Genomic DNA, 18868 nt, shown 5'->3' on the forward strand with positions numbered 1-18868 from the left:
GCGGACCTCGCTGCGTCGCTAGTGTCCCCGCACCCTGTCCAGGAACAGTTCCGTCCGCGCCATCAGTCCGTCGATCTGCCGACGTACGACGGCGGCAGGGTCCGGGTTGATTTCGTTGGCCGGTGGCTCAACGCGGACGTTGCCGCAGCACAGGAAATCGGCGCAGATCAGTGTCCCTATGGTGTTGCCGTTACGGCCTGACTGGCCGGCGCGTTTGGCAACCCACAACAGGACGTCGTCCTTCGAGAAGACGTCGCGGCACAGTTCGCACAGCACGGACCGGCTCTTCTTGGCTCCGCCCTCGGGAGCGCGGAGCATGATTCCCGTCAGCCCCTCGGCGCCCGGGACCACGAGGTAGCCGCGGAGCGGCATCTTGGCGTCCCGCCATCCCAAAAAGTCCAGGCTGTCCCAGTCCAGGGAGTCGAACTCCCGGGGGAGGGTGAGCTTGGCCGCCTCGGAACGGCTGGCGTTGATGAAGGATGAACGGATCTGCTGGGCAGTGATTTTTTGCATGACAATGAGCCTTCGAAAACGTAGGGTCCCCCACGGGGAATAGCGGTCTCTTGTCAGCTGAATCCGGGCGCACCAGAGGCCCAGTGAAGGATCTACCTGTCGGACTGCCAGATGCCGGTCCGGCGCGGGAATGCTGACGTCGCCATGGCCGCAAAGCAGGCCATGGCGGCCGCCCCGCTTCCCGCGGCTGCGATGACCTCAACGGTCTTCGGCATGCTCATTCCCCTCGTTGTGCAGGCGATCCGATCCTGACCGCCTGATGAGCGGGCGCAGGCGCCCGCTCCGCCATCCTCCCAAATGTGCGGCGCCTCGGCAACCGCGGACCCGGCGGGAAATGAGAGGACGTTACGGGCGGCCCTCGCCGCATGCGTCGACCTGCGCCTGCACGATCGCCCCGTAGTGCGCCACCAGGTCGTCGAAATCCCAGCCGTCGAATATGCCAAGCGTCCTGACCGCCTCGCCAAACCCGGTCATGAGCGCCACGACCGTGGACGCGTGGCGCCGGTCCGGCGTCGCATCTTTCAGGAGGGTGGCCATGGCCGCGAGGTACCGTTCGCGCGTTTCTGCGCGAGCGGCGTCGGGCGTCGGGGAGTCCTGGATGGTGAACGGAAGCATGGCCCACGGCTCTTTCAGCCCGCGCTCCCGGCGCATCAGCACGCGGAACACCAGCGTCGCACCCAACTCGGAGGCCGGGACATCGAGATCGGACAGCAGCGACTCGTCCGGCTTGGCGGCGGCAAACAGTTTCTCCTTGGAGCCGAAAAGCTTCATTACCAAGGCTGCGGAGACACCTGCGTCGGAGGCGATGTCGCGGACCGTCACGCCGCGGTAGCCCCGCTCGCCGAACAGCCTGCCGGCCGAATCCAGGACGGCGTCACGGCTGGACACCCCGGCCGCGCTCATGCGTCCACGAGCTGGCCGGCGGGGGCGTCCATCGCCAGGTCCGCCGTCACCGAGCGGTTGTCCACGGCCAGCTTCCGGGCCATGGCCTGGTGCGTCGCCGGGTTCAGCAGGGTCACGATATAGCGCCCGGCCAGGGGCAGTGGCAGCGAATAGCGCCCCTCCGAATCGGTGCGGACCGTTGCCACGTGTTCGCCGGAGGCCTGCAGCAGGGTTACCACCGCGTCCGTGAGGGCCGCGCCTCCCGCTGTGGCGGTTCCGGCGAGTTCCAGGCGGTTTTCCAGGTGGAAGTTCTGCTGGAGCGTGCGTCCGTCAAAGTTGAACACCTCCGCCATCGGCCCCCAGCCGGCGGCGTTGGCCACCATAAGGTACGTGCCCGCTCCGGGCAGCGCCACGGAATAGTTGCCGTCGCTGTCCACCCGGCTCCAGTCCACCGGTTCGCCGCTTGTTTGCAGGACGGTGACGACGGCGGGAGTGACCGGTCGTCGGTCGGCCGTCAGGACGCGTCCCTGCACCACCAGCTCGGCTGCGGCCGGCGCAGGGAGCGCTGCCTTGGGGGCAGCTGCGGCCCGCGGGATAAACACCGCAGCCACCATCGACGCCGTGGACGCCAGCGCAGCCATCCAGAAGACGTCCTTGAATGCTTCGAAGGACGGCAGCCGGGCAGATCCAACGGTGAGGGTCACTGAGGTGAGGACGGCGGCGACGGCTGCACTCGACGTCGAAGTTCCAATGGACCGGACCAGGCTGTTGAGGCCGTTGGCCGACGCGGTTTCCGTGATGGGCACGGCTCCCATGATCAGGGTGGGCATCGCGGCGTAGGCGATGGCGGTGCCGATGCTAACCACCGTGGAGCCGATGATCACCGAGGTGATGGAATCGAAGAAAAAGACGCGGCCCACATAACCCACCACCATGACCGCCGCGCCCGCGATCAGCGCAGACTTCCCGCCGAACCGCCGGATGATGCCGCCGGAAACGGGAGCGAAGACCACCATGGCCAGGCCTGACGGAACCATGCAGAGTCCGGCGGTGATCACGCTCAGCTGGAAACCGTAGCCGGTGGAGGCGGGGAGCTGGAGTTGCTGGGTGGTGAGCAGCATATTGGCGAACATGGCGAAGCCCACCAACAGGGATGCCAGGTTGGTCAGGAGAACAGGGCGCCGGCCGGAGGTGCGGAGGTCCACCATCGGCTGGCTGACCTTCAGCTCGTAGGGCAGCCACACGGCCAGGAGGATGGCGGCGGCGAGGAACAGAAGCAGCACCGGCTCGGAACCCCAGCCCCACGATCCGCCCTTGGAGATGGCCAGGAGCAACGCCGCCAGTGCCGCGGAAAGAACCACTGCGCCGAGGTAGTCGAACCGGCCGGGCGTGCGCACCTTTGATTCGGGAACCACCATGACGACGGCGGCGAGCAGCAGCGTGCCGGCACCACCGGAGACCCAGAAGATGGACTCCCAGCCCAGGCTTTCGTATAGCAGCCCGGCCAGCGGGAGGCCCAGGGCGCTGCCGATGCCCAGCGTGGCGCTCATCAGGGCGACGGCGGACCCCATCTTTTCCTTGGGCAGTTCGTCGCGCATGATGCTGATGCCTACGGGAATCAAGGCGGAGGAAAATCCCTGCAGTGCCCTGCCGACGATGAGCCAGAGGAAGCTTCCCCCCACCGCAGCCACAACGGAGCCTGCAACCATGATGGCGAGGCAGATCACCATCATTTTCCTTTTGCCGTACATGTCCGCGCTGCGGGACACGATCGGTGTTGCCACGGCGCTGGAGAGCAGGGTGGCGGTGACCAGCCAGGAGGCGTCGTCGGCCGTCACGCCGAGGATCCCGGGGAAATCCGGAAGGAGCGGCACCACGAGGGTCTGCATCAGCGCCACCACCGTGCCGCTCAGCGCGAGGACGGCCGTGATGGCGCCGGGGGACATGGATCTAGTGCGGGATGGGGGCATCAGGGCGGAACCTTCTGGGCGTGAGGCGGCCACAAGGGGGTGAACGCGCGTTTACTCGCCTTCCAGTGAACCATTGTTCACCCCGCACTCTCAAGGAATTAGAGCGTGTGAAGCCTCACTTTTGGCGCACGGCCCCGCTCCGATCCGGCGCGACGCCCCGATTGAAACAATTACGTTACGCAAACGTTCCGTAATTCACAGAAGGATAGGCTAGCCTTACTTGGGTTCGCATCATTGACCTAAGGAGTTCCGTGACTTCCCCCCTCTTCCCCGGCCCGGGCCGCAGCGGCCTGGCCGCCGGTCCGTCCCGCCGCGCGCTGCTCAAGACCGCCGGCAAGGCAACGGCCGTCCTGGCCGCCGCCGCCCTCTCGCTCACCGCCTGCTCCACCGGTCCGGCGGCATCCGGAACCGGCACTGCAGCGGCCAGCCAGTCCGCCAGCTCGCAGTTCCCCGTCACCATCAAGCACGTCTTCGGCGAGACCACCATCGAGTCCCAGCCGCAGCGCGTGGTCACGGTTTCCTGGGTCAACGACGACGTCGCACTCGCCCTGGGTGTTGTTCCCGTGGGTGTTCCCAAGAACGAATGGGGCGGCAACGCCAAGGGCTCCACGCCATGGAAGGACGCCAAGCTGGAGGAGCTGGGCGCGGGCTTCGGCACCGGGAAGGCACCGGCCCAGTTCTCCGAGGCTGACGGGATCAACTTCACCGAGATCGCCAAGCTCAACCCGGACGTCATTTTGGGCGCGTACTCCGGCCTGAACGAAGAGGACTACAAGAAGCTCAGCGGGATCGCCCCGGTGATCGCACATCCCGAAATCGCCTACGGCACCTCGTGGCAGGATTCCACCAGCATCATCGGCAAGGCCCTGGGCAAGGAGGCTGAAGCCACCAAGCTCGTCGCGGACACTGAAGCCACCATCAAGGACAAGGTCTCCAAGTACCCGCAGCTGGCCGACAAGAGCTTCATCTACGGCAACCTGGAGCCCGCCAAGAGCGACGGCGTCAATGTCTACACGGCCAACGACAACCGGCCGCGGTTCCTCTCCGAAATCGGCATGAAGCTGGCCCCGGTTGTGGAGGAGAACTCGAAGGGCTCGAAGGAGTTCTTCATCCCGTGGTCCGCTGAGAAGGCCAACGAGCTCGAATCGGACATCTTCGTGACGTGGGTTCCTGACTCCGCCACCACCGATTCCATCAAGTCGGACCCCCTGCTGGGCCAGATCCCGGCCATCAAGAACGGCGCCCTGGTTGCCGACTCGGACAACACGCTGACGCTGTCCATTTCGGCGTCATCGCCCCTGAGCCTGCCGTGGTCGCTGGACACGTTCCTGCCGCAACTGGCCAGCGCAGCGGACAAAGTGAAGTAAGCACCCCGCCATGACACCAAGTACGACGACGGCGCCCGCCGGCAGTGAGGCCACCTCACCTTCGGCTCCCGGCACCACGCGCGAACGGACACTTGAGGCCCCGCAAGCGGCCGGAGCTGCGGCCGGAAAAGGGCCGCAGATGCCCGTTCGGGCTCCCGGTAAACGGGCGGCGTGGCTGCTGGCCGCCGTCGTCGTACTTGTTTTTGTCGCGGCAGTATCGCTGGCCGTCGGCGCCCGCGGGCTTCCCCTTGACACCGTGTGGCAGGCGCTCACGCATTTCGATCCCGCCAACGGCGACCACGCCGTGGTCCACGCGCGCATTCCCCGCACAGCCCTGGGCCTCCTCGCCGGCGGCGCACTAGGACTGGCCGGCGCCGCCATGCAGGGCGTGGCCCGCAACCCGCTGGCGGACCCCGGCATTATGGGGGTCAATGCCGGAGCCGCGCTGGCCGTGGTCACCGGCATTTACCTTTTCGGGATCTCCTCGCTGACCGGCTACATCTGGTTCGCGTTCTTCGGTGCCGCAGCGGCTGCCGCCGTCGTCTACCTGGTCGCTTCGCTGGGCCGGGACGGTGCGACGCCGGTGAAGCTCGCCCTCGCGGGCGCCGCCCTGAGCGCCGGCCTGTACTCGCTCATGAACGTCATCCTCGTTTCGAGCCAGGACACCCTGGACCGGTTCCGGTTCTGGCAGGTGGGCGGAATCGCCGGGCGCGACTGGTCCGTGGTGCTGCCCGGCGTGCCGTTCCTTATTCTCGGCGCAGGCATCGTGCTGGCTACCGGCCGGATCCTCAACGGCCTTGCACTGGGAGACGATATCGCGCGCGGGCTCGGGCAGCGGGTCGGGCTTGTCCGCGGCGTCACCGCCCTGGGCATCGTGCTGCTGTGCGGAGGCGCCACGGCCCTCGCCGGGCCCATCGGCTTTGTGGGGCTCGTCATTCCGCACGCCGTCCGCTTCCTCACCGGCCCGGACTACCGCTGGATCCTGCCCTTTTCCCTCGTCCTGGCACCGGTGCTCCTGCTGTCCGCCGACATCCTGGGCCGCGTGGTCCTGCTGCCCGGCGAAGTGCCCGCGGGAATCATGACGGCCCTCGTGGGTGCTCCCGTCTTCGTATGGCTCGTCCGCCGCGGAAAGGGGGCGGGACTGTGAGCAAATCGGACCTCGCCCACGTGGGGCGCGAACTGGGAGACAACGCCCCCAGTGCCGAGCGCAGTACTGAGCGCGAACGGGCAGATAATGCCCTCAAAACCGCGGAAACAGGGCATTATCTGCCCGTTCGCGCTCCCGCCCTGAACCGGACCGCGGTGCTGGCGTTCGCCGTCGTGGTCCTCTTCGCCGTCAGCGTCCTGCTGGGCAGCTACACCGTCACGATCCCCGACTTCTTCAAAATCCTGCTCGCACACCTCACCGGCGGCCAGAAAGTCCCCGGTGCGAGCTTCATCGTGATGGAAAACAAGCTTCCCCGCGCGGTGAGCGGCACCATGATCGGCGCCGCATTCGGACTGGCCGGCGCCCTCTTCCAGACCATGCTCCGCAATCCGCTGGCCAGCCCGGACGTCATCGGCATCAGTTACGGGGCCAGCGCCGCCGCCGTCACGGCCATCGTTGTTTTCGGCGCGTCCGGGGCCGTGGTTTCCGGCGCCGCCCTCGCCGGCGCGCTGGGCGTCGCGGCGCTCATCTATGGCATCTCGCGTGGCGGGTCCCTGGGGTCCGAGTCTTTGGGATCCGGCGGCGGGAACAGCGGCAACGCGGCCGGCAGCCGGCTGATCCTGGCGGGCGTGGGCATCGCGGCCGCCCTTCACGCCATGGTGAGCTTCCTGATGACGCGGGCGGACATCCGCACCGCCGCCGACGCCCTGGTGTGGCTGAACGGCTCCCTCAATTCCGCCAGCTGGGACCGCGCCGGCATCCTCGCCCTTGCGCTGCTGGTCCTGGTCCCTGCCACGGCCGCACTCGCCGGCCCCCTGCGCATCCTGGAGCTCGGCGATGACACCGCCGCCGGGCTCGGCGTCAGGGTCGGCTTCACCCGGCTGGCCGTGGTGGTTGTGGCCGTGGCACTCGCCGCGGTGGCGACAGCGGCAGCCGGCCCCGTTGCGTTCGTCGCCTTCCTGGCCGGTCCCATCGCCCGACGCTTCACTGCCAAAGCCAGCCTCCCGGCGTCGGCCTTCGTCGGGGCACTGATCGTGCTGGCCGCGGACTACTTCGCCGCGAATATCGCACCTCTCCTGCTGGACGGCACCGTGCTGCCGGTAGGCGTGGTCACCGGCGCCCTGGGCGCCCCGTTCCTGCTGTGGCTGCTGGTCACTTCCAATCGAAAGGATGCCTGAGATGGCTGTTCTGCGCGCCACGAACCTCACCCTCAAGTACGCCCAGCGCACGGTGGTTGACGGGCTGCACGCCGAAATTCCCGAAGGCAAAGTGACCATGATCGTGGGCGCCAACGCCTGCGGCAAGTCCACCCTGCTTCGCGGACTCTCCCGGTTGCTGAAGCCCGCGGCCGGCACCGTGACGCTGGACGGCAAGGACATCCACAGCCGCTCCGCCCGGGACGTCGCCCGGACCCTGGGCCTCCTGCCCCAGCATCCCACCGCGCCGGACGGCATCACGGTCCGCGACCTGGTGGGACGCGGACGGTACCCGCACCAGGGCTTCTTCCGGAGTTGGAGCGCAGGCGACTTGTCGCAGCACGATCTCGCGGTGCAGCGCGCGATGGAGGCCACCGAAACGCTGGAACTCGCCGGGCGCAACGTGGACGAACTGTCCGGCGGCCAGCGCCAGCGCGTCTGGATCGCGATGGCGCTCGCACAGGAAACCGATGTGCTGCTCCTGGACGAACCCACCACGTACCTTGACCTGGCCCACCAGGTGGAAGTGCTGGACCTGATCACGGACCTCAACCGCAAGCGCGGCACCACCGTGGCCATCGTCCTGCACGACCTGAACCTCGCAGCCCGGTACGCGGACCATGTGATCGCCATGAAGGGCGGCAGGATCGTGGCCGAGGGCGCCTCCACCGACGTGGTCACCGAAGACCTGGTCCGGGACGTCTTCGGCCTGGACTCCCGGGTGCTTCCCGACCCCGTTTCCGGCACGCCGCTGATCATTCCGCTTGGCCGGCACCACACCGCTGCAACTGAACTGGAGTTCGTTTCATGAAGACCCGCGACATTGCCGGCACCGAACCCATGACCCTCGCGTTCGAGGTGACCGTCACCGCCGTACAGGAACTCAGCCCCAACTTCCGCCGCATCACCTTCGGCGGGTACTCGCTGCGTGACTTCGGCGTCCACGGCAGGACCCTGGATCTTAGGGTGAAGCTGATGATCCCGTCCCTCGCCGAGGACGGCACCAGGCTGCCGCTGCCCGTGTTCCGGATGGAACAGTCCGGCTGGTACCGGGAATGGCTGGCCATGGACCCGGCGACCCGTGGCTCCATGCGCACCTACACCGTCCGGCAGGAACGGCTCGACGCCGTCTACCCCGAGATCGACGTGGACTTCATGATGCACTTCGACTCAGCGGGCAACGGCGGCCCCGCGGCAAACTGGGCCCTGAACGCCAAACCGGGGGATGCGCTCACCATCATCGGTCCTAACAACCGGGCAGCGCACTGCGTCACGGCCGAGATCTACTCCGGCATCGAATGGCGTCCCGGACTGGCTCAGCGCGTGCTCCTCGCGGGCGACGAAACCGCGGTTCCCGCCATCAGCGCCGTCCTTGAAAGCCTCCCGTCGTACATGAGCGGGCACGCGTTCCTTGAGGTCCCCGCGGTCGGCGACTTCCTGGACCTGAAGTCGGAGGCCGACGTCGAAATCACCTGGCTGGCGCGCGGCGCCTCAATCGGCCGCTCGCGCCCGCACGGTGAACTGCTGCAGCAAGCAGTCCGCGCCGCCGTTCCCGAACCGGGCTGGGTGGGTATCAAAGCGGCCTCCAGCGGGGCCGGACCGGAACCGGAGGACGTGGACGTGGACCAGGAGATCCTCTGGGAAACGCCCGCGAGGATGGAATCCGCGGCCATCGCGGCAACGAAGAACCCCGGGATGCCCGCCGGCGCCATGCCGTTCTACGCCTGGATTGCCGGCGAAGCGGGGGTCATCAAGGAGATGCGGCGCTACCTGGTGCGCGACGTCGGGATCGACCGGAAGCAGGTCGCCTTCATGGGGTACTGGCGGCAGGGGAAAGCGGAGCTCTAGCGGCCTCGATTTCAGCGCCGGCGGTTGAGTGCGCCGTCTCTTACCTTGGGTTCACCTCCCCTTTCCCTACTGGTTTTGCTAAGTGGGTAGGGTGCCGGGATGGGTTCATTTCCTTTGCTTCCGGACAAGGACGGGCGACGGCGGTTTGTTGCCCTGGGGGATTCGTTCACCGAAGGCGTGGGGGACCGGAGCAAGCGGCTGCCTAACGGGGTGCGCGGCTGGGCGGACCGGGTGGCTGAAAAGCTGGCCAAAGCCGAACCCGGGTGGGAGTACGCCAACCTGGCCATCCGCAGCAAGAGGCTTCGTCACATCATCGAGGAACAGCTGGAACCGGCGCTCGCGATGGAGCCGACGCTGGTCACCCTGTACGCCGGCGGCAACGACATCCTCGACTTCGGCACCGACGTGGACGCGCTCATGGCCGAGTACGAGTCCCTCGTGGCCCGGCTTGCTGCCACGGGCGCCACGGTGGTGCTGTTCACCGGTTTCGACGTCAAGGTGTCGGCTGTCCTTGAGCCGTTGAGGAAACGCAACACCGCCTACAACCGCCGAGTCCGGGAAGTCGCTGCCAGGTACAACGCTGTGCTGGTGGACTATTGGTGCTTCGAGGCCTTCCACGACCGGCGGATGTGGGATTCGGACCGGTTGCATATGTCCAAGGCCGGCCACAAATACCTCGCCGCCCAGGTCCTGGACCATTTGGGGGTACCGCACAAGATCAGCCCGCTGGAGTGGGAACCGCCGGACAAGCTGAGCCTGCGGGAGTGGGAACAGCGGCAGCGGCGCTGGGTGCACGACTGGGTGTTGCCGCTTTTCGGCCGCAAGCTGCGCGGTGTGACCCTCGGGGACAGCCTCAGGCCGCGCTGGCCGGAGCCCGTGAAAGTTCCCCGGAAGGGCGGACTGAAGAAACTCCTTGAGAAGGGGCCGGAGGCGGCTGCCCCGGAGAGCTAGCTATCCAAGAGGTTTTCGTACCCGGGGGCAACCCTTCCGGCGTGGAATTCCTCGACGTCGAACTCGGCCACGCCGTTCGTGTAGAACGGGTCTTTGACCAGCGCGGCGTCAAGGTTTGCCCGGTCCGCATTGGACAGCAACAGCGCACCGGTGCGGGGGATCTTCCGGCCGGCCACAATGAAAATGCCCTGGTCGAAAGCGTCCTGCAGCCACTCAACGTGTGCTTTGAGGTGGAAATCGACGATCTCTTCGGGAACTTTGTAGGTCAGGGAGACTACGTACATGCGGTCAGCCTACCGGTTCCTGTTAAGGAAGCAGTTTCAATGCGCTGTTCCAGTTGTACTCGGGGTGGGCGTCGCTGGCTTGGAGCCCAATGATGAGCAACTGGAAGGCTTCCAGTTGCCGTGCCCGGCGCAACGGCCCTACGTCGACGGCGCGCAAACCGGAATCATTGATGAAGCCTGCCACCGCGGCCTTGGCTTCGGCTGAATCCCCGGCCAGCAGGACATCGAGGGTCTGCCCGGCCACCTCTCCGGCGGCCAGCGTGGAGGCGAAAACGGTGTTGAAGCCTTTCACCACGTTCGCGCCAGGAACCAGCGCCTGGATCTCCTCGGCCGCGGAGCTCCCGGCAGGCACGGTGAGGGAGTCGAGGGTTTCGTCGTTGACGGGATTGGAAATGTCCACGATCGTCTTGCCGTTGAGGGCCTCGCCGTAACGGCCGGCGATTTCCTTGGACACGTCAAAATGGGTGGCAAGGACAACGATGCTGCCTTCAATGTCCTGGCCGGTGGTCCCGGGGGTCGCGTTCGTTTCGGCCGCCAGGGCGGACGCGGCCAGTGCATCGCGGCTGAGGATCTGGATGCTGTGGCCGGCGCTGGCCGCTCGGGCGGCGATTCCTGCCGCCATGTTCCCCGTACCGATGATCGTGATGTCAGTCATGGTGCTTCCTTCGATCCGACGGCGGTTGATCGGGGCAGCCCGGGCTTGAACTGTCAATCAATTTTTCTCCTAGGATGTATCCATGACCGAACCGCGCTGGCTCAACGCCGACGAACGCCGTGCATGGCTGGCCCAGCTGAGCATCAACACCTTGCTGCCCGCGGCACTGGATACGAAATTGCACGCGGCCGGCAACCTTTCGCTCTTCGACTACAACGTACTCGCCATGCTCTCCGAAGCGGAAGGCCGTTTCCTTCCCATGAGCGAACTTGCCGCCCGGACCAGCGCCTCGCTGTCCCGTTTGTCGCATGTGGTCACCAAGCTCCAGAACCGGGGGTGGGTGGAACGCCGTCCGCATCCGCGGGATGCGCGCGTGACCACCGCCCACCTGACCGACGCCGGCATGGCCACCATTGTGGAGCTGGCGCCCGGGCACGTGGAAGCGGTCCGGACGCTGTTCCTTGATGCCCTGTCGGAGCGCGACGTCGCAGACCTGGCCCGCATCGGCGAGAAAATCGTGGGCCGCCTGGACGCCGACCACTGGATCCTGCGCGAGTCCTGACCGGCGGCGCATCCCGGGGCCGGCCACGCCCGTAGTGTTTGTTGCATGGAATCCCCTATCCAGAGCTACCTGCGCCAGGTCCACGCCGAGATCGCCAAGCTCCGGGACGGCAAGCCTTACAGCACCATTCCGGCCATGGCCGCGGTGGACCCGGACAAGTTCGGCATTGCGCTGGCCACGGTGGACGGCCAGGTCTATGAGGTGGGGGACTCCCGCGAAGAATTCACCATCCAGTCCATATCGAAGCCTTTCACTTACGGGCTGGCCCTGGAGGACCTCGGCAGCGATGCCGTGGATGCCAAGGTGGATGTTGAACCCTCCGGCGATTCCTTCAACGAGATCTCACTGGCCGAAGGGACGGGCCGCCCGGCGAACGCCATGATCAACGCCGGCGCCCTCACCGCTACGTCACTCATCAGCGGATCCGGCGGCCAGTCGAGCTTCAAACGGATCCTCAGCACGTACTCGGCGTTCGCGGGCCGTCAGCTGTCGGTCAACGAGAAGGTTTTCGAGTCCGAGTTGAAGCACGGCCACCGCAACACTGCGCTGGCGCACCTGCTGCGGTCCTTCAACATCATCGAGGACGACCCCGCGCCTGTCCTAGAGGACTATTTCCGCCAGTGCTCGGTCATGGTGAACACCTTCGACCTCGCCATCATGGCCGCCACCCTCGCGAACGGCGGAAAGAATCCGCTCACCCACAGGCAGGTTTTGGAGATCGGCCCGGTGGAGCGGGTGTTGTCGGTGATGATGACGTCCGGCATGTACGACGACGCCGGTGCCTGGATCAGCAGCGTGGGCATGCCCGGAAAGAGCGGTGTTGCCGGCGGGATTATCGCCGTCCTGCCGGGTCAGGTTGGGCTGGCTGTCTACTCCCCGCCGCTCGATGAGCACGGCGGCAGCGTCCGCGGCCTGGCGACTGCCCAGCGGCTGTCCCGGGATATGGAGCTGCACTTCGTCAGGGCGGCGCGCACCGGGCGTTCGGCCATCCTTGCTGCGTACGACGTCACCGAAACGCCGTCGGGCATCCGGCGAAATGCCGAAGCGTCCGACGTCCTCCGTGCCCACGGACACCGGGCCCGGGTGATCGAACTCAACGGTGACCTCCTCTTCGCCGGGAGCGAATCCATGGTGCGCGAGCTCAGCGGACTGGATGACGACGTCGAACTGGTGGTTCTGGACTTCCGCCGGACTGACCAGGTGAGCGAGGTGGCACTGCGCCTGCTCGAGGCGGCGCGCCGGGGCTTGTCCGGCGCGGGCCGCGAACTGGTGCTGATCGAAGCGGACGGCGCGGTGGCGGCCTCTCTCGGCGAACGGAACGGGCGCCCGGACAAGGCGGTACCCTCGTTTTCGACGCGGAGTGCCGCCGTCGAATTCTGTGAAAACCGGCTGCTGGGAAAGTACGGGGACCGGCTGCTGCTCCGGGACAACGTTCCGGTCACCGACTCGCCTGCGCTGGCGCCGCTCGATGAGGCGGACGCGCTGGCCCTGCAGGGCCTCATGACAGCACGGAAGTACGACGACGGCGACGTCATCCGCCGCATTGGCCTGCGGTTCGGCGGGGTCTACTTCATTACTTCCGGAAAGGTCAGCAGTACGTCGCCCGGGCCCACCTCCGACCGGGTCAAGCTCAACACCCTCAGCGCCGGCATGACGTTCGGCGAGCTGGCGCTGGGCAGCGGCAACCGGCAGGAAACGACGGTCAGGGCGGACGGACCCGTGGAGGTGATGGTGCTCAGTGCCGAGGCAATCTCCGAGCTGGAGTCCACAGATCCGAGGCTCGCCATCGCCCTGTGGAAAGCCCTGACCCGGGATGCGTACACACGGGTGGAACAGTACTTGCGCGAATCGGCCGTCCGGATCCGCGAGTAGCCGCCGCTTGGTTGCTCACGGCAACGGATGGCAGACTATCGATATGGATTTTGCCGCCCGCTATGTTGCCCTGGGAGATTCGTTTACGGAGGGTGTCGGCGACGACGATCCGGCACGCCCGAACGGGGTACGGGGCTGGGCGGACCGCGTGGCCGAGCAGCTTGGCGCAGCGGACCCGGCCTTTGGCTACGCGAACCTCGCGATCCGTGGCCGGAAGCTCCGCCAGATCATGGCGGAGCAAGTGGACGCCGCCGTCGAACTTAAACCCACGCTGGTGACCATCTACGCGGGGGCCAACGATATCCTCCGCCCCAAGATCGACATCGACGACCTGTTGGCGGAGTACGACGCCGGCATCCGCAAGCTGAGCGCCACGGGTGCCACCGTGGTGATGTTCACGGGTTTTGACGCCCGCGGTTCCAAGGTTTTCGGCACCATGCGCGGCCGTACGGCCATTTACAACGAGCTGGTGCGCGGTATTGCGGGCGACCACGGCGCCCTGCTGGTGGATTACTGGCGCTTCAGCGAATACTACGACTGGGGCATGTGGGCCAAGGACCGGATGCACATGTCCGCGGCCGGTCACGCGAACATGGCCAAGAGGGTGCTGACTGTCCTGGAACACGATCACTCCATCGATGTTCCCCCCATGACGCCCGTTCCGGAGCTGAGCCGGGCCGATGCCATCAGGGCGAACGCGCGCTGGGTACGGGAGTTTGCGGGGCCCTGGGTAGTCCGCCGGGTGACGGGAAAGTCCTCAGGTGACGGCCTCCAGCCGCGGTACAGCCAGCTCACCCGGCTCTAGCACCAGCGCCGGAAGCTACCGCCGGAAGCCCGGCGTCGCGAGCAGTTCGCCGCCCGCCCGCACGGCCAGTACTTCGATGTCCCACCCGTCCGTGGCGCGGTCCAGCATCGGCAGCCCGCCGGCCACGATCGCCGTCGCCAGCACATCAGCAGTCACGATGTCCGCTGCCGCCACGGAAACCTGGCGGAACACCGGCGCACCCGGTCCTGGACGGGCGCCACGCCCTGCTCCGCCGCCTGCGCCGGCAGCCCAGATGTGGTCTCCCCGCTCTGCGGAACCGGAAGTCGCCAGCGCCAGTTTCGACCCTGCAAAGCCGCCCAACGGGTAGCCGGCAATAAGGGTACGGCGGTCCTCCGGATCAACAATCCCGGCCCGCCACGGCTCGCCTTTCCCGGATTTGTGGGTGTCCGGCGCGGGGGATCCGCTGACCAGCACGTCGCCACCGGCGTTCAGGCACCAGTCGCGAAGGCCCAGTGCCAGCAGGGACGTGCCCGCCTCCTGGATCGCATATCCCTTGACAATCCCGGACAGGTCAAGGACGCCGTCGGGCCGTTCGGGGGTGAAGGCCCCCTCGGTCAGCAGCCGCCAGCCGACGGCGTCGCCGTAGAGGCGGCGCATCTCCTCGGACGCGTCCGGGAGCGCAATCTCAGTCCGTGCCAGCTGGCTGGCTTCCGAGTCCGGGCGGTAGAGGCTGAACGTATCGTCGAGTCCGGCGAAAAGCTGCTCGACGACGGCGGTGGCCGCTACCAGCTCCTCCGCGCCCGAGGCTGCGGGGAGAGTAAGGCTCACCACGGTTCCCATGCAGCTGAAGGTCCTTGCCCGCAGTGCCTGCCGCTCCTGCTCTTCCCCGACATCGGCAGGCTCCGGTACGGGCCGCCGGATTTCGGCGCCGGTCGGGTGATCAGAGGTTCGCTGCATCGATGGCCGCCTGGAGCGAGCTCAGGTAGGCGTCGCTGGTCACAGTGGCGCCTCCGATGGTCTGCACGTCCGCTGACTGGGCAGCGAGGACTTCGGCTTTGAGGAGTGGCGCCGCCCGGTTGCTGATCTGGATGGACTTGCGGTCGTCGTCGGTCAGGTGCAACGCCACAACGTCCTTGATGGAACCAGCGTTGACCGTGATCTGGACCTGGACGGCTCCGAAGCGCGTCTGCACCACGCTGCCGGCATAGGTTCCCCCGGCCTTTGCGGCGGCCCCGGTTGTGGGCTCCGCGGCGGTGCCCGCACCTGTGCCCGTGGATCCGGTGGCGGAGCTTGAGGCGCCTGAGCTTGAGCCCGGGGATCCGGTCGCACCGGCAGCGCCGGTGGTCCCGTTGGTTCCTGCCGATGTGCTGGCTGCGGCGCTCGGTGCCTCCGCCACATGGATGCCCGACTGCCACCCCGCAAGAAGGATGCCCGCAGAGGCAAGTGCTGCTGATACTGCTGCGCGTATTCTCACCAGTCAAACCTTTCGTAGTGGAGTTGGTCTTCCTTGACACCCGCGGCGCGGGCATCGGCAATAACGTTTCGGGCCCACGCCGCCGGCCCGCAGACATAGACGTCCGCGTTTGCGACATCGGGGGCGTAGTCGGACAGTCGATGGCCGGCCTGTGAGGCGCTGTCCGGGAGCCAGCTTCCCGTGTGACGGGCCGATCGGGCGCCGGTCAGGTGGAACAGGGTGGCTCCCCGGTCGCGGGCAAGTTCCAGGATCTCGTCGCCGAGGTACAGTTCCTGCTCGCTGCGGCCCCGGAGGATCACGGTCGCCTGACCTGGCGCGAAGGGCGTCGATTCCAAGAGGGCCCGGAGGGGTGTGATGCCGATCCCGGCGCCGATCATCACCACCCTGTCCCGGCACCTGGCCGCGGTGCTGAAGATTCCGTACGGTCCCTCCACGGCGACCTTCGTCCCGGGTTTCACGGCGGCTAGCTGGGCCGATCCGCGGCCAAGGTTGCGGACGGTGATCCTCAGCAGGCCGCGCCCTGACGCATCGAACTGCAGTGGTTCGGCGGAGAGGCTGAACGGGTGGGGGTGCCACCACAGGCCCGGGGCCAGGAACCGCCAGATGAAGAACCTGCCCCCGGTTCCGGCCAGTTCGTCAAGGTGCAGCCCATGCATCTCGATGCTGACCACGCCGGGTGCCACCTGCACCACGCGGCTGACCGTGAGCTGATGCCGGAACGTCGCAACGACGGGCTCAAGCACGCGATAGTGCAGGAGCGCGGCGCCGGTTGCGATGCACACCGCCAGCCAGTACCAGCGCTGCCAGGTGCCCTCGGCGAACAGCCCGCCCACACTGAACTGGTGGGGCAGCGAGGTTGCGACGGCGGCATAGGTCAGCAGGTGCACCGCGTACCAGAATTCGTAGGGAAAGCGCCTGCGGACGGCCACCAGGGAGGTCACCACTACGGCGATGAACAGAGCCATGGAAATATAGGCGAGCCACATGTCCGGCACGAGCACCCAGAGGGACACGGCTTCACTGACGGGATCCAGGCCCTCGGCCATTCCGTAGCCGATGGCGATCAGGAGTCCATGTGCCAGTAGGAGGTAGAGCGACGGCTTCCCCAGCTTCCGGTGGAATTCCAGGGCACGGTCGTGGCCAACTGACTGATCAATGAGGGGGATCCGTGCCGCCAGCAGCAGCATCAGAAGGACCAGGTCCATGCCGGCCAGCCCGGCCACAATGCCCAATGCGGTGAAGGCTCCGGCGGGTGTCGAGAATCCGGTTGCACCGCCGTCGGCCAGCCACAGCGCTACGGCGGCCGCAACGGAGGCCCAGGCGGACGTTGTCAGCAGGTCGGCGCGGAAGAGGCGCCGGCGGTGCTGGGCTGTAAATGTGCCCGGACCCTTACTTGTGCCCCGGGAACTGGCGGGCATAGCCGGCAGGAGTTGTGTGTTCATGCTTCAACATTGCGGCCGAATCCTTTCATTCTGCTGTGAATAGTCTTCGGCGCCGATGTGACTTGGAAACGGTGAGGCAGCCGGGCTTATACACCCCGAGAGGGGCAAGGACAGCTACCCGATTGGCCTTTAATTAGTCAAGCTCGTAGACTTGGTAGGCGCTAGGTGGCGCGGAGCGTGTGCAATTGCTCCGGTTGGCGGGATCTGTCCTCAATATCGACAGTCCTCAAGGCCGGTAGTTAGGGGCTCAAGTTGCGCGCACTCCTGTATTCGCCCAGCATCCCGGTACTTCGCAGTGGATTCCTCTGCCCGGTATTCGTGGCCAATCATGTTCGCCCGTAATGCGGAAAACAGCCGGCTTTGTCGACTGTCCACGCCTGCGGACCATCGAATGTGTGAAAGCTGGATGCGGACGCCGCCTGTCGCACGGGACGCGGAACGCTGCGGACCGTTTCATTTATTTCATGAGGAGAGTCGTCATGGCAGCACACTGCCAGGTGACCGGAGCCGAGCCGGGCTTTGGACACAGCATTTCGCACTCGCACCGTCGCAACAAGCGTCGGTTCGACCCGAACATCCAGAAGAAGCGCTACTGGGTTCCGTCCCTGCGCCGTAATGTCACCCTGCAGGTCTCTGCACGTGGCATCAAGACCATCGACGTGCGTGGCATCGACGTTGTCGTAGCCGCCATCCTGGCACGAGGAGTGAAGCTCTAGTGGCTAAGGACAAGGACGTACGTCCGATCATCAAGCTCAAGTCGACCGCTGGCACGGGTTACACCTACGTCACGCGCAAGAACCGTCGTAACGACCCGGACCGCATGGTTCTGAAGAAGTACGACCCCCGCATCCGTAAGCACGTCGAATTCCGAGAGGAGCGCTAAGCACTATGGCTAAGAAGTCAATGATCGCTAAGAACGAACAGCGTAAAGTCATCGTCGAGCGCTATGCTGCAAAGCGCCTCGAACTGAAGAAGGCCCTGGTTGACCCCAACTCAACCGACGAAGCACGCGAAGCTGCACGCCTCGGCCTGCAGAAGCTGCCCCGCAACGCCTCCCCGGTACGTCTGCGTAACCGCGACATCATCGATGGCCGCCCGCGCGGTACCTTCCAGAAGTTCGGTATCTCCCGTGTTCGCTTCCGCGACATGGCTCACCGCGGTGAGCTCCCGGGCATCACCAAGTCTTCCTGGTAAACCAACACTGCTGCTAAACCAGCACTGCTGATTCCAGTGGTCTAAGAAGGGCCGGCAACCTTACGGTTGCCGGCCCTTCTTGCGTTTAACGCTTCTCCTTCCCATGAGGTCGGGTACGGTGACGCAGCACACAGAATCCGGGCACGACGCCGGCGGCCGTGGAAGCACCGTAAAGGGCCCTTCCGGCCCGGATTGGCGGGCTTCAGCACCGCGTGCGGGGAGGGTTTGCGGTGGGGGCAAAGTAGGTGTATTGTTTTCTAAGTCGCCGAGAGGGGGCCGGCGAGATGCCGGTTACCGAAGGCGGCCAAAACCCCTTCTAAACAGCCTGAAAAATGGTTCGTCACTTGGCGTGCTGCTTGATGGTGGGGATGGTCTCGATGACCGGCAGAGCGCGGAAACGCTGATTTGCTTTGAGTCTTGAGTTCAGGTAAGTTTGGGAAGTTGCTCCGGAGCGATCCACGGCTGGGATGTTGTGGTGGTGCCGGGTGTGTCTGTTGTTTGAGAACTCAATAGTGTGCCAAGTTTGTTGATACCAATTTATTTTATGGATTGGTTGAATTGACTGGACCCGCCACCCCGTGGTGTGGTCTGGTTTTTACAGCTGGTTTCAAATTTTGTGCAGCTGGCACGTCCCGTTTTCCCGGGGGTGTTGGTTGTGTCTGTTTTTGTTTTACTTCAACGGAGAGTTTGATCCTGGCTCAGGATGAACGCTGGCGGCGTGCTTAACACATGCAAGTCGAACGAT

Annotated in this window: 21 protein-coding genes and 1 rRNA gene; 13 read left to right on the forward strand and 9 right to left on the reverse strand. The window is 65.9% G+C overall.

Annotated elements, in window-relative coordinates; all coding sequences use genetic code 11:
- Window positions 1-18 precede the first annotated feature (18 nt).
- From ACFVWT_RS21760 to ACFVWT_RS21775, 4 genes are all read right to left on the reverse strand, one after another.
- Complete coding sequence (locus tag ACFVWT_RS21760; protein WP_390251591.1) at window positions 19-513, reverse strand: FBP domain-containing protein; 495 nt, start codon at window positions 511-513, stop codon at window positions 19-21.
- A gap of 92 nt (window positions 514-605) precedes the next feature.
- Window positions 606-728 carry a hypothetical protein gene (locus ACFVWT_RS21765; protein WP_390251593.1) on the reverse strand — a complete coding sequence of 41 codons (123 nt, stop codon included), beginning with the start codon at window positions 726-728 and terminating at the stop codon, window positions 606-608.
- Between the two features lie 130 nt (window positions 729-858).
- Complete coding sequence (locus ACFVWT_RS21770; protein WP_390251595.1) at window positions 859-1416, reverse strand: TetR/AcrR family transcriptional regulator; 558 nt, start codon at window positions 1414-1416, stop codon at window positions 859-861.
- Complete coding sequence (locus ACFVWT_RS21775; RefSeq protein WP_390251597.1) at window positions 1413-3398, reverse strand: MFS transporter; 1986 nt, start codon at window positions 3396-3398, stop codon at window positions 1413-1415. Before ACFVWT_RS21775 ends, ACFVWT_RS21770 begins: the two co-directional genes overlap by 4 nt.
- Window positions 3399-3616: 218 nt before the next feature.
- Between ACFVWT_RS21775 and ACFVWT_RS21780 the strand changes: the two genes are divergently transcribed.
- The 6 genes from ACFVWT_RS21780 (at window position 3617) to ACFVWT_RS21805 (ending at window position 9874) form a co-directional block, all read left to right on the forward strand.
- Window positions 3617-4732: an iron-siderophore ABC transporter substrate-binding protein gene (locus ACFVWT_RS21780; RefSeq protein ID WP_390251600.1), complete on the forward strand. Its 1116-nt coding sequence runs from the start codon at window positions 3617-3619 to the stop codon at window positions 4730-4732.
- A 10-nt stretch (window positions 4733-4742) separates the two neighbouring features.
- The gene (locus ACFVWT_RS21785; RefSeq protein WP_390251602.1) at window positions 4743-5879 is read left to right on the forward strand and encodes a FecCD family ABC transporter permease; all 1137 of its coding nucleotides are present in this window, start codon (window positions 4743-4745) and stop codon (window positions 5877-5879) included.
- Entirely contained in the window at window positions 5876-7057 is a 1182-nt protein-coding gene (locus ACFVWT_RS21790) for a FecCD family ABC transporter permease (protein WP_390251604.1), read from the forward strand. Before ACFVWT_RS21785 ends, ACFVWT_RS21790 begins: the two co-directional genes overlap by 4 nt.
- Window position 7058: 1 nt before the next feature.
- Window positions 7059-7886 carry an ABC transporter ATP-binding protein gene (locus ACFVWT_RS21795; RefSeq protein WP_390251606.1) on the forward strand — a complete coding sequence of 276 codons (828 nt, stop codon included), beginning with the start codon at window positions 7059-7061 and terminating at the stop codon, window positions 7884-7886.
- Window positions 7883-8923 (forward strand): siderophore-interacting protein, encoded by a 1041-nt coding sequence (locus tag ACFVWT_RS21800; protein ID WP_390251608.1) that lies wholly within the window; start codon window positions 7883-7885, stop codon window positions 8921-8923. Before ACFVWT_RS21795 ends, ACFVWT_RS21800 begins: the two co-directional genes overlap by 4 nt.
- Before the next feature lie 99 nt (window positions 8924-9022).
- Window positions 9023-9874 carry an SGNH/GDSL hydrolase family protein gene (locus tag ACFVWT_RS21805; protein ID WP_390251610.1) on the forward strand — a complete coding sequence of 284 codons (852 nt, stop codon included), beginning with the start codon at window positions 9023-9025 and terminating at the stop codon, window positions 9872-9874.
- Here the strand turns inward: ACFVWT_RS21805 and ACFVWT_RS21810 are convergent.
- Window positions 9871-10158: a YciI family protein gene (locus tag ACFVWT_RS21810; RefSeq protein WP_390251612.1), complete on the reverse strand. Its 288-nt coding sequence runs from the start codon at window positions 10156-10158 to the stop codon at window positions 9871-9873. The two genes, ACFVWT_RS21805 and ACFVWT_RS21810, sit on opposite strands and share 4 nt — an antisense overlap.
- A gap of 22 nt (window positions 10159-10180) precedes the next feature.
- Window positions 10181-10813, reverse strand: coding sequence for an NADPH-dependent F420 reductase (locus ACFVWT_RS21815; RefSeq protein ID WP_390251614.1), 633 nt, complete (start codon window positions 10811-10813; stop codon window positions 10181-10183).
- 82 nt (window positions 10814-10895) lie between these two features.
- On the opposite strand from ACFVWT_RS21815, the gene ACFVWT_RS21820 reads away from it, so the two are divergent.
- The 3 genes from ACFVWT_RS21820 to ACFVWT_RS21830 are packed head-to-tail and all read left to right on the forward strand — an operon-like array spanning window position 10896 to window position 14052.
- Window positions 10896-11375 carry a MarR family winged helix-turn-helix transcriptional regulator gene (locus ACFVWT_RS21820; RefSeq protein ID WP_390251616.1) on the forward strand — a complete coding sequence of 160 codons (480 nt, stop codon included), beginning with the start codon at window positions 10896-10898 and terminating at the stop codon, window positions 11373-11375.
- Between the two features lie 45 nt (window positions 11376-11420).
- Window positions 11421-13247, forward strand: a complete 1827-nt coding sequence (gene glsA, locus ACFVWT_RS21825) for a glutaminase A (protein WP_390251618.1) — start codon at window positions 11421-11423, stop codon at window positions 13245-13247.
- Window positions 13248-13290: 43 nt separating this feature from the next.
- Entirely contained in the window at window positions 13291-14052 is a 762-nt protein-coding gene (locus tag ACFVWT_RS21830; protein ID WP_390251620.1) for an SGNH/GDSL hydrolase family protein, read from the forward strand.
- A 15-nt stretch (window positions 14053-14067) separates the two neighbouring features.
- On the opposite strand, the gene ACFVWT_RS21835 is transcribed toward ACFVWT_RS21830, so the two are convergent.
- The 3 genes from ACFVWT_RS21835 to ACFVWT_RS21845 form a co-directional block, all read right to left on the reverse strand.
- Complete coding sequence (locus ACFVWT_RS21835; protein ID WP_390251628.1) at window positions 14068-14853, reverse strand: FAD:protein FMN transferase; 786 nt, start codon at window positions 14851-14853, stop codon at window positions 14068-14070.
- A gap of 100 nt (window positions 14854-14953) precedes the next feature.
- The gene (locus tag ACFVWT_RS21840; RefSeq protein WP_390251622.1) at window positions 14954-15487 is read right to left on the reverse strand and encodes an FMN-binding protein; all 534 of its coding nucleotides are present in this window, start codon (window positions 15485-15487) and stop codon (window positions 14954-14956) included.
- A complete protein-coding gene (locus tag ACFVWT_RS21845; protein WP_390251624.1) occupies window positions 15484-16929 on the reverse strand; it encodes a ferric reductase-like transmembrane domain-containing protein in 1446 nt (481 codons plus the stop codon). The genes ACFVWT_RS21840 and ACFVWT_RS21845 overlap by 4 nt, the downstream gene beginning before the upstream one ends.
- 479 nt (window positions 16930-17408) lie before the next feature.
- Between ACFVWT_RS21845 and rpmB the strand changes: the two genes are divergently transcribed.
- From rpmB to ACFVWT_RS21865, 4 genes are all read left to right on the forward strand, one after another.
- Complete coding sequence (gene rpmB / locus ACFVWT_RS21850; protein WP_011693744.1) at window positions 17409-17645, forward strand: 50S ribosomal protein L28; 237 nt, start codon at window positions 17409-17411, stop codon at window positions 17643-17645.
- Window positions 17645-17812, forward strand: coding sequence for a 50S ribosomal protein L33 (gene rpmG, locus ACFVWT_RS21855; RefSeq protein ID WP_011693743.1), 168 nt, complete (start codon window positions 17645-17647; stop codon window positions 17810-17812). The genes rpmB and rpmG overlap by 1 nt, the downstream gene beginning before the upstream one ends.
- Before the next feature lie 5 nt (window positions 17813-17817).
- On the forward strand, window positions 17818-18123 hold the full coding sequence (rpsN, locus tag ACFVWT_RS21860) for a 30S ribosomal protein S14 (RefSeq protein WP_043485315.1): 306 nt from the start codon (window positions 17818-17820) through the stop codon (window positions 18121-18123).
- 675 nt (window positions 18124-18798) lie between these two features.
- Window positions 18799-18868: ribosomal RNA gene (locus ACFVWT_RS21865) — 16S ribosomal RNA — on the forward strand; the annotation flags it as partial.

The sequence above is a fragment of the Arthrobacter sp. NPDC058288 genome, assembly GCF_042880995.1.
GTDB lineage: Bacteria > Actinomycetota > Actinomycetes > Actinomycetales > Micrococcaceae > Arthrobacter.

Coding starts and splice junctions, on each gene's coding strand:
- ACFVWT_RS21795 (WP_390251606.1), top strand. CDS start 7,059: ATGGCTGTTCTGCGCGCCACGAACCTCACCCTCAAGTACGCCCAGCGC.
- ACFVWT_RS21845 (WP_390251624.1), bottom strand. CDS start 16,929: ATGAACACACAACTCCTGCCGGCTATGCCCGCCAGTTCCCGGGGCACA.
- ACFVWT_RS21765 (WP_390251593.1), bottom strand. CDS start 728: ATGCCGAAGACCGTTGAGGTCATCGCAGCCGCGGGAAGCGGGGCGGCC.
- ACFVWT_RS21820 (WP_390251616.1), top strand. CDS start 10,896: ATGACCGAACCGCGCTGGCTCAACGCCGACGAACGCCGTGCATGGCTG.
- ACFVWT_RS21805 (WP_390251610.1), top strand. CDS start 9,023: ATGGGTTCATTTCCTTTGCTTCCGGACAAGGACGGGCGACGGCGGTTT.
- ACFVWT_RS21815 (WP_390251614.1), bottom strand. CDS start 10,813: ATGACTGACATCACGATCATCGGTACGGGGAACATGGCGGCAGGAATC.
- ACFVWT_RS21830 (WP_390251620.1), top strand. CDS start 13,291: ATGGATTTTGCCGCCCGCTATGTTGCCCTGGGAGATTCGTTTACGGAG.
- ACFVWT_RS21800 (WP_390251608.1), top strand. CDS start 7,883: ATGAAGACCCGCGACATTGCCGGCACCGAACCCATGACCCTCGCGTTC.
- ACFVWT_RS21810 (WP_390251612.1), bottom strand. CDS start 10,158: ATGTACGTAGTCTCCCTGACCTACAAAGTTCCCGAAGAGATCGTCGAT.
- rpmB (WP_011693744.1), top strand. CDS start 17,409: ATGGCAGCACACTGCCAGGTGACCGGAGCCGAGCCGGGCTTTGGACAC.
- rpsN (WP_043485315.1), top strand. CDS start 17,818: ATGGCTAAGAAGTCAATGATCGCTAAGAACGAACAGCGTAAAGTCATC.
- ACFVWT_RS21760 (WP_390251591.1), bottom strand. CDS start 513: ATGCAAAAAATCACTGCCCAGCAGATCCGTTCATCCTTCATCAACGCC.
- glsA (WP_390251618.1), top strand. CDS start 11,421: ATGGAATCCCCTATCCAGAGCTACCTGCGCCAGGTCCACGCCGAGATC.
- ACFVWT_RS21835 (WP_390251628.1), bottom strand. CDS start 14,853: ATGGGAACCGTGGTGAGCCTTACTCTCCCCGCAGCCTCGGGCGCGGAG.
- ACFVWT_RS21785 (WP_390251602.1), top strand. CDS start 4,743: ATGACACCAAGTACGACGACGGCGCCCGCCGGCAGTGAGGCCACCTCA.
- ACFVWT_RS21770 (WP_390251595.1), bottom strand. CDS start 1,416: ATGAGCGCGGCCGGGGTGTCCAGCCGTGACGCCGTCCTGGATTCGGCC.